Annotated in this window: 13 protein-coding genes; 4 read left to right on the top strand and 9 right to left on the bottom strand. The window is 72.2% G+C overall.

From position 1 onward, the window contains the following. The first annotated feature begins 227 nt into the window (after positions 1-227). The 3 genes from ABZY33_RS11640 to ABZY33_RS11630 all read left to right on the top strand — a co-directional run bounded on the left by ABZY33_RS11640 (position 228) and on the right by ABZY33_RS11630 (position 3,300). Positions 228-1,421 (top strand): DUF2092 domain-containing protein, encoded by a 1,194-nt coding sequence (locus tag ABZY33_RS11640; RefSeq protein ID WP_356491329.1) that lies wholly within the window; start codon positions 228-230, stop codon positions 1,419-1,421. A gap of 72 nt (positions 1,422-1,493) precedes the next feature. Then, positions 1,494-2,432, top strand: a complete 939-nt coding sequence (locus tag ABZY33_RS11635) for an ABC transporter ATP-binding protein (RefSeq protein WP_356491328.1) — start codon at positions 1,494-1,496, stop codon at positions 2,430-2,432. Next, positions 2,419-3,300, top strand: coding sequence for an ABC transporter permease (locus ABZY33_RS11630; protein WP_356491327.1), 882 nt, complete (start codon positions 2,419-2,421; stop codon positions 3,298-3,300). The genes ABZY33_RS11635 and ABZY33_RS11630 overlap by 14 nt, the downstream gene beginning before the upstream one ends. Here ABZY33_RS11630 and ABZY33_RS11625 read toward each other — a convergent pair. The 5 genes from ABZY33_RS11625 to ABZY33_RS11605 form a co-directional block, all read right to left on the bottom strand. After that, positions 3,228-3,881 (bottom strand): NAD(P)H-dependent oxidoreductase, encoded by a 654-nt coding sequence (locus ABZY33_RS11625; protein WP_356491326.1) that lies wholly within the window; start codon positions 3,879-3,881, stop codon positions 3,228-3,230. The two genes, ABZY33_RS11630 and ABZY33_RS11625, sit on opposite strands and share 73 nt — an antisense overlap. Positions 3,882-4,000: 119 nt before the next feature. After that, positions 4,001-4,969, bottom strand: a complete 969-nt coding sequence (locus tag ABZY33_RS11620; protein WP_356491325.1) for a M28 family metallopeptidase — start codon at positions 4,967-4,969, stop codon at positions 4,001-4,003. A 235-nt stretch (positions 4,970-5,204) separates the two neighbouring features. Then, on the bottom strand, positions 5,205-5,654 hold the full coding sequence (locus ABZY33_RS11615; protein WP_356491324.1) for a VOC family protein: 450 nt from the start codon (positions 5,652-5,654) through the stop codon (positions 5,205-5,207). Positions 5,655-5,734: 80 nt separating this feature from the next. Continuing rightward, on the bottom strand, positions 5,735-6,730 hold the full coding sequence (gene rarD, locus ABZY33_RS11610) for an EamA family transporter RarD (RefSeq protein ID WP_356491323.1): 996 nt from the start codon (positions 6,728-6,730) through the stop codon (positions 5,735-5,737). Between the two features lie 113 nt (positions 6,731-6,843). After that, entirely contained in the window at positions 6,844-7,701 is an 858-nt protein-coding gene (locus ABZY33_RS11605; protein WP_356491322.1) for an SDR family oxidoreductase, read from the bottom strand. A gap of 92 nt (positions 7,702-7,793) precedes the next feature. Here ABZY33_RS11605 and ABZY33_RS11600 point away from each other — a divergent pair, with 92 nt between their 5' ends. Further along, complete coding sequence (locus ABZY33_RS11600; RefSeq protein ID WP_356491321.1) at positions 7,794-8,180, top strand: helix-turn-helix domain-containing protein; 387 nt, start codon at positions 7,794-7,796, stop codon at positions 8,178-8,180. A gap of 85 nt (positions 8,181-8,265) precedes the next feature. Here the strand turns inward: ABZY33_RS11600 and ABZY33_RS11595 are convergent, their stop codons facing one another. The 4 genes from ABZY33_RS11595 to ABZY33_RS11580 form a co-directional block, all read right to left on the bottom strand. After that, entirely contained in the window at positions 8,266-9,267 is a 1,002-nt protein-coding gene (locus ABZY33_RS11595) for a 2-oxoacid:ferredoxin oxidoreductase subunit beta (RefSeq protein WP_356491367.1), read from the bottom strand. Positions 9,268-9,370: 103 nt separating this feature from the next. Further along, positions 9,371-11,311, bottom strand: coding sequence for a 2-oxoacid:acceptor oxidoreductase subunit alpha (locus ABZY33_RS11590; protein ID WP_356491320.1), 1,941 nt, complete (start codon positions 11,309-11,311; stop codon positions 9,371-9,373). 160 nt (positions 11,312-11,471) lie between these two features. Continuing rightward, the gene (locus ABZY33_RS11585; RefSeq protein WP_356491319.1) at positions 11,472-12,143 is read right to left on the bottom strand and encodes a response regulator transcription factor; all 672 of its coding nucleotides are present in this window, start codon (positions 12,141-12,143) and stop codon (positions 11,472-11,474) included. Between the two features lie 183 nt (positions 12,144-12,326). Then, positions 12,327-13,682: a sensor domain-containing protein gene (locus ABZY33_RS11580; RefSeq protein WP_356491318.1), complete on the bottom strand. Its 1,356-nt coding sequence runs from the start codon at positions 13,680-13,682 to the stop codon at positions 12,327-12,329. Positions 13,683-13,748 lie beyond the last annotated feature (66 nt).

The raw sequence follows: 13,748 nt of genomic DNA, 5'->3' as shown, positions 1-13,748 counted from the left end.
GGGTCGGGGAGGCGCCGCTGCGTCATGTCATCCCGTAGGTGTACGCGGAGTTGATCCCGCGGTCTGACGCTTCGCGGTGGCCGGTTTGGTCAGATTGTGTACACCACTCCTGACCAATCCGGGTGACAATGGCGGCTTGGGAGTGGACGCGCACGCTGCGGCCGACCAGCAGACGACGTGTGCACAGGACGGTAAGCCGCCGCCGAACACGGAGGTAGGGCAACAGCATGGCACCGTACGAAGCCGAAGACAGCCAGGGCCCCGGGCGCCGCAAGCTGGCCCGGTACGCGGTCCCCGTCGCCGTCGTGGGGGTGGCCGCCGTGACGATCGGGCTCGTCCCGGCGCTCGCCGACTCGGGCGACCCGGACCTGCCGAAGATCACCGCTCAGGAACTCATCGAGAAGATCGCCGCGTCGGACACCGAGCAGCTGTTCGGCACCGTGAAGATCCACACCGATCTGGGCCTGCCGTCGCTGGGCGGCGCGCTCCCGGGCCTCGGCGGCCAGGACAAGGGCTCCGCCTCGGCCGACCCGCGGAAGAAGCTGACCGAGCTGGCCACCGGCACGCACACGCTGCGGATCGCGGCGGACGGCGAGGGCCGGCAGAAGCTGTCGGTCCTGGACGACGCGTCCGAGTACAGCGTGATCCACAACGGCGCGGACGTGTGGGCGTACGACAGCGCGTCCGACGAGGCCTACCACGCCAAGGACGCCCAGGGAGCGGGGGAGCGCGCGAAGAAGCGTCCGGCCGGGGTGCCGGCCACGCCGAAGCAGCTCACGGACGAACTGCTCGAGGCGGCCGGTCCCACCACCTCGTTCAGGGTCGACGGCACGGCGCGGATCGCCGGGCGCGACGCGTACCGGCTCCAGATCAAGCCCAGGCAGTCCGGTTCGACGGTCGGCGCGGTCACGGTCTCCGTGGACGCGAAGACCGGTACGCCGCTGAAGTTCACGCTGACCCCGGCGAGCGGCGGCGCGGCCGTGGTCGACGCCGGCTTCACCAAGGTCGACTTCGGCCGGCCGGCCGCGTCCGCCTTCGACTTCAAGCCGTCGAAGGGCACCAAGGTCACCGAGGCCGGTGAACTGCCCGGCAAGGACCGGGAGAAGGCCGGCCGGGCACCGCGGGGCGCCGAGGACCTCGACGGCCTCAAGGTCCTCGGCAAGGGCTGGACCTCGGTCGCCGAGCTGAAGCTGCCCGGCGACTCCGGTGCCGCAGGACTGGCCACCGGCTCCGCGCCCGGCGGTATGCCGGCCGACGCGCAGCACTTCCTCGACTCCCTGGGTTCCAAGGTCACCGGGAAGTTCGGGTCCGGCACCGTGTACTCGACCCGCCTGGTGAACGTGCTGCTCACCGAGGACGGGAAGGTCTACGCGGGCGCGGTCACCAAGGACGCGCTGGTGAAGGCGGCCGACGCGGGCTGAGACGAGGGTGGCCGGTGGCGAGGGGGCGGCGCGCAGGATGCCTCCTCGCCACCCCCATGACGAGGGAGGGGCATGGCGGCGGTCATCGAGACCCGCGAACTCACCAAGCGGTACCGCGGCGGACAGCGGGCCGTGGACCGGCTGAGCCTGACCGTCCCGGAAGGAGCCGTCTTCGGCTTCCTCGGGCCGAACGGTTCGGGCAAGACCACCACCATCCGCATGCTGATGGGCCTGATCGAACCGACCTCGGGCACCGCCCACGTCCTCGGCCGGCCCATGCCCCGCGCCACCCGCGCCGTCCTGCCGCAGGTCGGCGCGGTCATCGAGGGCCCCGCCCTGTACGCGTTCCTGACCGGCCGCGACAACCTGGTGCGCCTGGACGCGGCGGACCCGGCGGCCGACCCCCGCACCCGCACGGCGCGGGTCGCGGCGGCCCTGGACCGGGTGGGCCTGACGGCCGCCGCCGCCAAGCGGACGAAGGCGTACTCGCTGGGCATGAAGCAGCGTCTGGGCCTGGCCGCGGCCCTGCTGCGGCCCCGCCGGCTGCTGGTCCTCGACGAGCCGACGAACGGCCTCGACCCGCAGGGCATGCGCGAGATCAGGACGCTCGTGCGGGAACTGGCGTCGGACGGCACCACCGTCTTCCTCTCCTCCCACCTCCTCGACGAGATCGAGCAGGTCTGCACGCACGCCGCGGTGATGGCCCGGGGCCGCCTGCTCACCCAGGGCCCGGTGGCCGAACTCGCCGCGACCACCCGGGGACGGCTGACGATCACCACCCCGGACACGGCGGAGGCGGCCCGGGTCCTGAAAGAGCACGCGCTCACCCTCCGTACGGTGGACGGCACCTGCCTGACGGCCGAACCCCCGCCGCCCGGCACGGAGTTGGCGGAACTGAACAAGGCGCTGGTGGACGCGGGCGTGCGGGTGCGCGGCTTCGCCCTGGAACGGGCCTCCCTGGAGGACGCGTTCGTCGCCCTGACCGGAGAAGGGTTCGATGTCGCGGGCTGACCCGGCGGGCACCGCACCGCGGCCCCGTCCGCTCTGGGCGCTGGGCCTGCTGCGCAGCGAACTGGCCATGACGTTCCGCCGGTGGCGCACGCTCGCGCTGCTCGCCGTCCTCGCGGGCGTCCCCGTCCTCATCGGAGTGGCGGTCAAGATCGAGACGGGCGACGGCCGGCCGCTCGGCGGCGGCCCCGAGGGCGGTGGCCCGGCGTTCATCGCGCAGATCACCAACAACGGCCTCTTCCTGGTCTTCACGGCGCTGGCGGCGACGCTGCCGTTCTTCCTGCCCATGGCGGTCGGCGTCGTCGCGGGCGACGCGGTGGCGGGCGAGGCCAGTGCGGGAACGCTGCGCTACCTCCTCGTCGCCCCGGCGGGCCGCACCCGCCTGCTGCTCACCAAGTACCTGGCGACCGTGGCGTTCTGCGGGGTGGCGACGCTGGTCGTGACGGTCTCGGCGCTGCTCACCGGGGCGATCCTGTTCCCGCTCGGCGACGTGGTCACGATCTCCGGCACGCACATCGGCTTCGGCGAGGGCCTCGGCCGCGCCCTGCTGATCGCCCTCACCGTCGCGGCGTCCCTCACCGGGATCGCGGCGCTCGGCCTGTTCGTCTCCACGCTCACCGACAGCGGCATCGCGGCGATGGCGACGACGGTGGGCCTGCTGATCACGGTCCAGATCCTCGACCAGATCCCGCAGCTCCACGCCGTCCAGCCGTACTTCTTCTCGCACCACTGGCTGTCCTTCGCCGACCTGATGCGCGACCCGGTCTACTGGGACGACCTGGTCAGGAACCTCGGACTTCAGGCGCTGTACGCGGCGGTGTTCGGCTCGGCGGCCTGGGCCCGCTTCACGGCCAAGGACATCACCGCCTGACGCTCGTACGGGTACGCGGCGAGCGGCGCCTCCCGCGCGAAGAACGTTTTGGCCCGCGCGAGGGCCCGCGCGTCCTTGCGTACGTCCCCGGGCTTGCTGCCGTTGCCGAGCAGGACGCCGCCGAAGCGCATCCCGAGGTACGCGGCGGAGTTGCGCAGGGTGCCGATCAGCGGGTCGGCGACGACCTCCTCCTCGTGCGCGAGCGCGGTCACGCCCCACAGGGTGCGCCCGGCGAGGGTGGCCTTGAAGTCGACGCCGGGGGTGCGCAGCCAGCCCGACCAGTGGTCGAGGTAGCGCTTGGTGGCGGCGGAGACCGCGTACCAGTACAGGGGCGAGGCGATGACGATGTCGGTGGCGGCGAGGGTGGCGTCGAGCAGCAGGGCGGCGTTGTCCCCGTGCGGGCGGACGTGGTCGCTGTCGTGGCGCAGGTCCGCGAAGTCGGGCAGGGGATGGGCGGCCAGGTCGATCCAGCGCTGCCCGGCGTCCGGCGGCAGCTGCGCCGCGGCGGCGCGGGCGAGGATCTCGGTGTTGCCCCCGGGCCGGCTGCTGCCGAGGAGGAAGAGGAAGTCACGGCTGGTCATGGTGGGCCCCCTGATACGCGAACGGACGGACGTCGCGGGCATCGCACGCCACGCACTTACTTGCGCATGCAGTATATGCACGCGCAAGTAAGTGCGGGAAGGGGGCGCGGGCCGGGCCGCTACTGGGCGAGCTCCCACAGGGCGTAGGCGATGGCGTCGCTGTTGCGGTCGAGGGCCGTCGTGTCGATGTTGGCGGAGGTGTCGCAGGCGGAGTGGTAGCAGGCGTCGAAGGCCTTGCCCGCGGTGCCGCCCCACTTCTGGGCCTGGGCGGCGGTCTTGCGGTAGTCGGCGCCGCTGAACAGGCCGCCGACCGGGATCCCCGCGCTCTTGAAGGGGGCGTGGTCCGAGCGGCCGTCGCCCTCGGTCTCGATCTCGGTGGGGACGCCCAGGCCGCCGTAGTAGTCCTTGAAGACCTGCTCCAGGGCGGGGTCGTCGTCGTAGACGAAGTAGCCGGGGTTGGGTGAGCCGACCATGTCGAAGTTCAGGTACCCGTCGATCCGCGAACGGTCGGTCACGGACAGGGAGTTGACGTAGTTCCGGGAGCCGACCATGCCCAGCTCCTCGGCGCCCCACCAGGCGAACCGCAGGTGCTTGGCGGGTTTGAACTGGGTCCGGGAGACGGTGAGCGCGGCCTCCAGGATCGCGGCGGACCCCGAGCCGTTGTCGTTGATGCCTGGGCCCGCGGTGACGCTGTCGAGGTGGGCGCCGGCCATGACGACCTGGTTCGTGTCGCCGCCGGGCCAGTCGGCGACCAGGTTGTAGCCGGTGCGGCCGCCGGAGGTGAACTGCTTGACGGAGGTGGTGAACCCGGCCGCGTCCAGCTTCCCCTTCACATAGTCGAGGGAGGCCTTGTAGCCGGGGCGGCCGTGGGCGCGGTTGCCGCCGTTGGCGGTGGCGATGGACTGGAGCTGGGTGAGGTGGGCCTTGACGGACGCGACGGGGATGTCGGGCGCGGCCAGTGCCGGGGCGGCGGGGGCGGGGGCCGCGCCGGCGGCGAGCGGGGTGGCACCGGCGGCGACGAGGGCGGCGGCGGTGAGCAGAGCGGCGGTCGCCAGCCGCGGGCGTATGGAGGTGGGGTGCAGGGGCATGTGGGGGCTCCTGGTTCCTCGGGGTGAGCGGGGATTGAGGTGGCCCGATGGTCCTGGGGGGCTCACCGACCGTCAAGAGCGCTTTCCGGTCAGCCCTGTCCGGTGACCGGACAGGTGGGCCGTGAAGTCGGGCGACGGAGGCCGGGGCCGGGGCAGGGGTGGCCTGATGGTGCGGTGCCCCGCCCCTGGGGAACAGCGGGTCGGCCGGCGCCGCCCGCGCCTGGGCGCCCGCGCGTCACTGCAAGCAGAACTCGTTCCCCTCCGGGTCGGCCATGAGCAGCCACTGACCCCCGGCCGCCGCCACGGACCGCGTCACGCTCGCCCCGAGCCCGGCCAGCCGCTCCGCCTCCGCGTCGCGCCGCTCGGGCCCGGCGTGGATGTCGATGTGCAGCCGGTTCTTGCCGGCCTTGGGCTCGGGCACCCGCTGGAACAGGATCCGCCGCCCGAGCCCGGTCCCGGTCCGCTCGTCGACGGCGTCGTCCGGGTGCCGCACGGCGACCAGATCGCGGAAGGCCCGCCGGCCCCACCGCTCGACGGTCTCGCTCGGCGCCACGGCCCCGGCGCCGAGCAACTGCTCGATCAGCGCCGCGTTGTCCTCGATCGCGTAGCCGAGGGCGGCGGCCCAGAACTCCGCCTGCGCGTGCGGGTCACCGGCGTCCACGACAAGCTTCCAGTCAAAGGTCATGCCCCCTTATAGAACGCAAGGAGGCCGGTCCTTGACCTACTTCGGCCGACACGCGGCTACGGGCGTGGTCCTGGACGCCCTCACACGGCGGATTCCCGCGCCGCCGCGACCGCCGCCCCGTCCGGGATCCCCGCCGCGGCCACGTCCGCCCGCGCCAGCGCCCTGCGCCCGGCCCGGGCGGAGCGCAACGCGTCCCAGGTCAGCAGCGCCAGCGCCAGCCAGACCAGCGCGAACCCGGCCCACCGCTCGGGCGGCATCGCCTCATGGAAGTAGACGATCCCGAGCAGGAACTGGAAGACCGGCGCGAGGTACTGCAGGAGGCCCAGGGTCGACAGCGGCACCCGGATGGCGGCCGCGCCGAAACAGACCAGGGGCACGGCGGTGACCAGGCCCGTCGAGGCGAGCAGCGCCGCATGCCCGCCGCCCTCCGTGGCGAAGGTCGCGTGCCCCTGCGCGCCGAGCCACAGCAGGTACCCCAGCGCGGGCAGGAACTGGACGGCGGTCTCGGCGGCGAGCGATTCGAGCCCGCTGAGGTTCACCTTCTTCTTCACCAGCCCGTACGTGCCGAAGGAGAAGGCGAGGACGAGCGAGATCCAGGGCGGCTGCCCGTAGCCGACCGCGAGCACGAGCACGGCGAGGAGCCCGATCCCGACGGCGGTCCACTGCACGGCCCGCAGCCGCTCCTTGAGGAGCAGGACGCCGAGCGCGATCGAGACCAGGGGGTTGATGAAGTACCCCAGCGAGGCCTCGACCACGTGCCCGGAGTTCACGGACCAGATGTATACGCCCCAGTTGACCGTGATGACGGCGGCGCCGAGAGCGACGAGCCCGAGCCGCCTGGGCCGGCGCAGCAGCTCCCCGGCCCACGCCCACTTCCGGACGAAGAGCATGGCGAGGCCCACGAAGACCAGCGACCACACCATCCGGTGGGCGAGGATCTCCGCCGCCCCGGCCGGTTTGAGCAGCGGCCAGAAGAGGGGCACGAGGCCCCACATCCCGTACGCCGCGAATCCGTTGAGGAGCCCTGTGCGCCCCTCGCTCCGTCGCTGTGACTCTCCTGCCGCCCCGTCCCGCACGGACCCTCCTCATGACACCCGGCAGCCCCGCGGCGGCCACCGAGCAAGGTAGCGCCGCGGGGCGGCAGGTGTCATGTCCGTATCGCGATACGGTCCTGACCGCCGGGTCCGGACTACTTCAGCGCGGCGGCGACGGCGTCCGCGAGCGGCGTGGTGGGACGCCCGATGAGCCGGGCGAGGTCCCCGCCGCGCCGGGCCAGCAGCCCGCGCTCGATGGCGGCGTCGACGTCGACGAGGATGTCGGCGAAGGGAGCGGGCAGCCCGGCGCCGACGAGGATCTCCCGGTTCTGCTCGGGCGTGACGGGCCGGTAGACGACGGGCCTGCCGGACTGCTTCGCGACCTCGGCGGCGTACTCCGCGAGGGTCCAGGCGACGTCGCCGCTCAGCTCGTACACGGCGTTCTCGTGGCCCTCACCGGTAAGGACGGCGACGGCGGCGGCCGCGTAGTCGGCGCGCGCGGCGGAGGCGACGCGGCCCTCGCCGGCGGAGGCGAGCACGGCGCCGTGCTCCAGGACGGGTGCGAGCTGCTCGGTGTAGTTCTCGTGGTACCAGCCGTTGCGCAGGAACGTGTACGTCAGGCCGGAGTCGAGGATCGCCCGCTCGGTGGCCTTGTGCTCGTCGGCGAGGGCGAAGTCGGCGTCGGGGCCGCCGAGGACACCGGTGTAGGCGAGGGAGCGGACGCCCGCGGCCCGCGCGGCGTCGATGACGGCCCGGTGCTGGGGCACGCGCTGTCCGACCTCGCTGCCGGAGATCAGCAGCACCTTGTCGCCGGCGCGGAAGACGCCGTCGAGGGTCTCGGGGGCGCTGTAGTCGGCGACGCGCAGCTCGACGCCGCGGGCGGCGAGCGGGGCGGCCTTCTCCTTGTCGCGGACGACGGCGGCGATCTCGGCGGCCGGCACGCCCGCGTCGAGCAGCCCCGCGATGACGAGACGGCCGAGGTGACCGGTGGCTCCGGTGATGACGAGGCTCATGACGGGTTTCTCCTTGTGTGGGCTGGTTCTCTCCTCACCGTAAGACCGGCACTATCTTTTCGAAAGTACCCACTTCAAAGTAAGGTACCCACATGAAGGTAAGCGGATGGGCCTCGGCCGGTGAGGAACTCTGCCCGCAGCGACTGGTCCTGGAGCACGTGACGAGCCGCTGGGGCGTCCTGGTGCTGCTGGCCCTGGAGAGCCGCTCGTACCGGTTCAGTGAGCTGCGCCGGGAGATCGGCGGGGTCAGCGAGAAGATGCTCACCCAGACCCTGCAGACCCTGGAGCGGGACGGCATGGTGCACCGGGACGCGAAACCGGTGATCCCGCCGCGGGTCGACTACACGCTGACGGAGCTGGGCCGGGAGGCCGCCGCCCAGGTGGGCGCCCTCGCCCAGTGGACGGACCGCAGGGTGGACCAGGTGGCGCGGGCGCGCCGGGCCTACGACGCACGCCGCGCGGCCGGCCCGCAGGGTTGAGCGGAAGGGCCGGCGCAGAGAAAAAGGGGCCCGGGCGCGCCGAGACGCCCGGGCCCCTTCTCCGTACCGCTTCCGCGCCGGGCCGTCAGCCCACCACGGTCCAGGTGTCGCCCCCGGCGAGCAGCGCCGCGAGGTCGCCCTTGCCGTTGTTCTCGATGGCGGTGTCGAGCTGGTCGGCCATCTGCGTGTCGTAGACGGGCCGTTCGACATCGCGCAGGACACCGATCGGGGTGTGGTGCAGGGTGTCGGGGTCCGCGAGGCGGGAGAGCGCGAAGGCGGTCGTCGGGGAGGCCGCGTGCGCGTCGTGGACGAGGATCTGCGCCCGGTTGTCATCGGTGACGGCGACCACGCCGAGGTCCCCGGTGACCGGATCGCGGACGACGCCCTTGGACTGGTCGGCGCCGAAGGTGATCGGCTGCCCGTGTTCGAGGCGGATGACGGCTTCCTGGGCCTGCTGCTTGTCCTTGAGGACCTCGAAGGCGCCGTCGTTGAAGATGTTGCAGTTCTGGTAGATCTCGACGAGCGCGGTGCCGGGATGCTCGGCCGCCCGGCGCAGCACCTCGGTGAGGTGCTTGCGGTCGGAGTCGACGGTGCGGGCCACGAACGAGGCCTCGGCGCCCAGGGCCAGGGAGACCGGATTGAAGGGGGCGTCGAGGGAGCCCATCGGCGTGGACTTGGTGATCTTGCCGACCTCGGAGGTGGGGCTGTACTGGCCCTTGGTCAGGCCGTAGATCCGGTTGTTGAAGAGGAGGATCTTCAGGTTCACATTGCGGCGCAGCGCGTGGATGAGGTGGTTGCCGCCGATGGAGAGCGCGTCGCCGTCCCCGGTGACGACCCAGACGGACAGGTCGCGGCGGGAGGAGGCGAGGCCGGTGGCGATGGCGGGGGCGCGGCCGTGGATGGAGTGCATCCCGTAGGTGTTCATGTAGTACGGGAAGCGGGAGGAGCAGCCGATGCCGGAGACGAAGACGATGTTCTCCTTGGCCAGCCCCAGTTCGGGCATGAAGCCCTGGACGGCCGCGAGGATGGCGTAGTCACCGCAGCCGGGGCACCAGCGCACTTCCTGATCGGACTTGAAGTCCTTCATGGACTGCTTGGCCTCGGCCTTGGGGACGAGCGACAGCAGCGTCTCCGTACCACCGGACCCGGCCGCGGCCGCTGTGGACTCCCCGGACTCCGTGGTCTGCGTTTCAGCCATCGATGGCCTCCTTCAGAGCCGTGGCGAGCTGCTCGGCCTTGAACGGCATTCCGTTGACCTGGTTGTAGCTGTGCGCGTCCACCAGATACGTGGCCCGGATCAGCGTGGCCAGCTGACCGAGGTTCATCTCGGGGATCACCACCTTGTCGTACCGCGCCAGGACCTCGCCCAGGTTCCGCGGGAAGGGGTTGAGGTGGCGCAGATGCGCCTGCGCGATCGACTCGCCCGCGCCGCGCAGCCGCCGTACGGCCGCGGTGATCGGTCCGTAGGTCGAGCCCCAGCCCAGGACGAGGGTGGTGGCGCCGCCGGGGTCGTCGACCGTGAGGTCGGGGACGCGGATGCCGTCGATCTTGGCCTGGCGGGTGCGGACCATGAAGTCGTGGTTGGCCGGGTCGTAGGAGATGTTCCCGGTGCCGTCCTGCTTCTCGATCCCGCCGATCCGGTGCTCGAGACCCGGCGTGCCCGGCACCGCCCAGGGCCTGGCCAGGGTCTGCGGATCGCGTTTGTAGGGCCAGAACACCTCGGTGCCGTCGGCCAGCGTGTGGTTGGGGCCGGTGGCGAACTGGGTGCGCAGGTCGGGGAGTTCGTCGATCTCGGGGATGCGCCAGGGCTCCGAGCCGTTGGCCAGGTAGCCGTCGGAGAGGAGCAGGACCGGGGTGCGGTAGGTGACCGCGATCCGGGCCGCCTCCAGCGCCGCGTCGAAACAGTCGGCCGGGGTGTGCGGCGCGACGATCGGCACCGGCGCCTCGCCGTTGCGCCCGTACATCGCCTGGAGCAGGTCGGCCTGCTCGGTCTTGGTCGGCAACCCGGTCGAGGGGCCGCCGCGCTGGATGTCGACCACCAGCAGCGGCAGTTCGAGCGAGACGGCGAGACCGATCGTCTCCGACTTGAGCGCCACGCCCGGCCCCGAGGTGGTGGTCACCGCGAGCGCGCCGCCGAACGCGGCGCCCAGGGCCGCTCCGATCCCGGCGATCTCGTCCTCGGCCTGGAAGGTGCGCACACCGAAGTTCTTGTGCCGCGACAGCTCGTGCAGGATGTCGGAGGCCGGCGTGATCGGGTACGAGCCCAGATACAGCGGCAGATCCGCCTGCTGCGAGGCGGCGATCAGACCGTAGGCCAGTGCCAGGTTCCCGGAGATGTTGCGGTAGGTGCCGGGCGGGAACGCGGTCGTGGCGGGCGCGATCTCGTAGGAGACGGCGAAGTCCTCGGTCGTCTCCCCGAAGTTCCAGCCGGCGTGGAACGCCGCCAGGTTCGCCTTCATGATCTCGGGCTTCTTGGCGAACTTGGCCTTCAGGAACTTCTCGGTGCCCTCGGTCGGCCGGTGGTACATCCACGACAGCAGGCCGAGCGCGAACATGTTCTTCGAACGCTCGGCCTCCTTGCGGGACAGCTCGAACTCCTTGAGCGCCTCCACGGTCAGCGTGGTCAGCGGCACCGGGTGCACCGCGTAGCCGTCCAGCGAGCCGTCCTCGAGCGGCGAGACGGCGTACCCGACCTTGGCCATCGCCCGCTTGCTGAACTCGTCGGTGTTCACGATGATCTCGGCGCCGCGCGGCACATCGGCGATGTTCGCCTTCAGCGCGGCCGGGTTCATCGCCACCAGCACGTTCGGCGCGTCGCCCGGGGTGAGGATGTCGTGGTCGGCGAAGTGGAGCTGGAACGAGGAGACGCCGGGCAGCGTCCCCGCGGGGGCACGGATCTCGGCGGGGAAGTTCGGCAGCGTCGACAGATCGTTGCCGAACGTCGCGGTCTCCGAGGTGAACCGGTCGCCGGTGAGCTGCATCCCGTCACCGGAGTCACCCGCGAACCGGATGATCACCCGGTCCAGGCGCGCGACGGTCTTGCCGTGCCCCGCGGCCGAGCGCTGTTCCCCGACCACCGCGCTGTCGGTACCGTCGGCCTGTTCGGTTGAGCTACTGACCTTGCTGGTCACTGAACTGGACCTCCCTAGAGGCGGCTGTGCGGGCAGGCCCGTCCCGCTGGCCTCTCCCGGGGCCCACCCTACGTCCGGGACGGGTGGCTTTCCTTGAAGGTGCGTGCAATGGCAGTCGAATTCGGACGGTGCGCCGTCCCGCCCCGCCGCGCGCCGCCGGTCAGGACCGGAGGTAGGTCAGAACGGCCAGCACGCGCCGGTGGTCCCCGTCGCTCGGCGACAGGCCAAGCTTCGAAAAGATGTTGCTCACGTGCTTCTCGACCGCGCCGTCGCTGACCACGAGCTGGCGGGCGATCGCCGAGTTGGTGCGGCCCTCCGCCATCAGACCGAGGACCTCGCGCTCGCGTGGTGTGAGGTTGACCAGCACGTCCTGCTTGCGGCTGCGCCCGAGCAGCTGCGCGACCACCTCCGGGTCCAGCGCCGTGCCGCCCTCCGCGACGCGGACCACCGCGTCCACGAACTCCCGCACCTCGGCCACCCGGTCCTTGAGCAGATAGCCCACGCCGTGGCTGGAACCGGCGAGCAGCTCGGTGGCGTACTGCTCCTCGACGTACTGCGACAGGACCAGGACCCCGAGCCCCGGGTAGCGCCCGCGCAGCTGCACCGCGGCGCGCACCCCCTCGTCCGTGTGCGTCGGCGGCATCCGGACGTCCGCGACGACCACGTCCGGCAGCTGGTCCTGCGCGCCCAGGTCGGTGATGGTCTTGACCAGCGCCTCCCCGTCCCCGACCCCGGCGACGACCTCGTGCCCGCGGTCGGTCAGCAACCGGGTCAGGCCCTCCCTGAGCAGCACTGAATCCTCGGCGATGACCACCCGCACGCTGTCCTCCATGTTTTCCGGCCCCCCAGTACCCCTGTGCACCTGTCACAGCGGCCAGTTCTGACAGGGTCCAGCATCCCAGGATCCACGGCGGGACGGGCCCGGGCGGCGAGAACTAGGGGGAACATGACTGCGGCCGGGGCGGGTGGCGCCGCAGCGCACCCGGCCCCGGCCGGTCACCTCACGCGGGAGGCGTCACGCGCGGCGCCACGGCAGTTCGGCCGTGATCCGGGTCGGTCCGGCCGCCGGGGAGTCGACCAGGAGGATGCCGTCGACCGCGTCGAGCCGCTCGGCGAGGCCCGCGAGCCCCGAGCCGGTGGCGGCGTCCGCGCCGCCGGCCCCGTTGTCGCTCACCTGGAGCATGAGCCGCGCGCCCGACCGCCACACGTCGACCGTGGCCCGCGTCGCGCGGCTGTGCTTGCTGATGTTCTGCAGCAGCTCGGAGACGGTGAAGTAGGCGATGCCCTCGATGGCCGGGGCCGGGCGCTCGCGCAGGTCGACCTCGACCGCCACCGGGACCGTGCACCGCGAGGCCACCGAGGAGAGCGCGGCGTCCAGGCCCCGGTCGGTCAGCACCGCCGGGTGGATGCCGCGGGCCAGGTCGCGCAGCTCCTGGAGCGCCGTCTTCACCTCGCCGTGCGCCTCGTCGACCATGCGGGCGGCCGTCTGCGGGTCCTCGCTCAGCTTCTCCTTGGCCAGGCCGAGGTCCATGGCCAGATTGACCAGGCGGGCCTGCGCGCCGTCGTGCAGGTCGCGCTCGATGCGGCGCAGGTCGGCGGCGGCTGTGTCGACGACGACCCCCCGGTCCGACTCCAGCTCCACCACCCGCGTCGCAAGCCGCGACGGGCCGAGCAGCCCGGCGACCATCACCCGGTCCACGGTCGTCAGCGCCCGCACGATCCACGGCGTCGCCAGCGTGACCAGCAGACCGACGGCGGCGGTCAGCGTGATCTCGAACGGGTTGTTCAGATACACGGAGTGCGCCTCGTCACCGTAGAGCTGCAACCCGGCCTGGCCCGCGTACATCGGAAAGACCCACTGCCACAGCGGATACGTCAGCAGCGTCCAGCCCGTCGTCCAGAACGCGACGGCGACGGAGAAGGAGAACACCGCCCACGGGAAGTGCAGCACCGTGTAGACCAGATGGCGCCAGGAGACCCCGCTCTTGAGCGTCGCGCCCATCCAGGCCAGCGGTCCGCCCGCGCGCGGCCGCACCGGCTCCGGTGTCCTGACCTCCAGGCCGAGCAGGCCCCGCGCCCGCGCCCGCTCCAGGGCGCCGATGCCGCGCGCCCCGGCCAGCGCCGCCGCGAGCACCGGCACCCCGACGAAGGTGACGAGCAGCCCGGCGCCGAGCGACATCATCGTCACCGACCAGGTGAACGCCGCGATCGCGACCGGCAGGCTGAGCAGCACGTAGCCGAACTCCCGCCAGGCCCGCCCCTCGACCGGCGCCCGCAGCCCGGCGGGCAGCCGGCCGAGCCCGCGCCGCCGGGGGCGGGGCTCGTCGTCGTACGAGTACTCGCTGCGGTATCCGTACTGCTCCGTGGCCATGGGTGTCGTCCGTTTCTGCTCGGGGGCCGCTGCTCCACCTCCAGGTTCCTCGGGCGCGAGGTCCCG

It is taken from the genome of Streptomyces sp. NPDC006552 (assembly GCF_040611655.1).
Classification (GTDB): domain Bacteria; phylum Actinomycetota; class Actinomycetes; order Streptomycetales; family Streptomycetaceae; genus Streptomyces.
This window is presented reverse-complemented; position numbering and strand designations above follow the sequence as displayed.